Origin of the sequence: Paenarthrobacter aurescens, from assembly GCF_025421775.1 — a bacterium.
Lineage (GTDB): Bacteria > Actinomycetota > Actinomycetes > Actinomycetales > Micrococcaceae > Arthrobacter > Arthrobacter aurescens_B.
The window spans coordinates 1-228 of the sequence record NZ_JAOEFX010000837.1; the positions used below are offsets into that span (position 1 = coordinate 1).

At 61.8% G+C, this 228-nt stretch carries 1 protein-coding gene; it reads left to right on the forward strand.

The window, feature by feature from the left end:
- Positions 1-228, forward strand: a 228-nt coding sequence (locus N7568_RS25775) for an aldo/keto reductase (protein ID WP_261612438.1), incomplete at both ends; no start/stop codon positions are given.

The following is a 228-nucleotide window of genomic DNA, read 5'->3' on the forward strand; positions in this document are numbered from 1 at the left end:
TCCCTGGAACGTAAGGGCCTGGAATATGTGGTCATATTCTTCAGCCACCGTCCGGATGCGGAGACGCCGCTGGAAGAGACCATGGGCGCCCTGGACTATGCAGTGAGCTCGGGGAAGGCGCTCTACGCCGGCATCTCCTCCTACACTCCGGAGAAGACCCTGGAAGCCGCCCGGATCCAGAAGGAACTCGGAACCCCGCTGCTCATCCACCAGCCCAGCTACTCCATG